This is a genomic window from Dietzia massiliensis (assembly GCF_018390595.1).
GTDB lineage: Bacteria > Actinomycetota > Actinomycetes > Mycobacteriales > Mycobacteriaceae > Dietzia > Dietzia massiliensis.
This window is the reverse complement of record NZ_JAHBAV010000336.1, coordinates 1-341: the sequence shown is the minus strand read 5'-3', so window position 1 is coordinate 341 and position 341 is coordinate 1. Positions and strand designations below refer to the sequence as shown.

Sequence of the window (341 nt, the reverse complement as noted above, 5' to 3'; positions counted from 1 at the left end):
TCGAAGCTGGCGTAGGCGCCGGTGACGAACTCCACGCGGTTGGGCAGGCCCTGGGCGATGCTGTCGATCACGGAGATCCGGATCGGCTGGTCGGTGCCCCACGAGGCCCCCAACGGCGCACGACCGGCCGCCCCGTCGGCAGGGGCCGAGGCGCCTGCGGTGGCCGGGTCTGCCGCGCCGTCGTCGCCCGGGTGGTCGGGGAGGGGGTCGGCGATGTCGGTGGTGTTGGGGTCGCCGAGAGCGACCAGGGCGTCGGCTCGCAGTTGGTTACGGGTGCGGGGATGCCCGGTGTCGGCGGCGGCGCGGGCGGCGGCGTCGATGCGGCGGCGTAGTTTCTCGGC

General features: G+C 75.4%; 1 pseudogene. It reads right to left on the bottom strand.

The annotated features are described in order from the left end of the window. A pseudogene (locus tag KHA85_RS17465) lies at positions 1-341 on the bottom strand (HNH endonuclease); the annotation flags it as partial.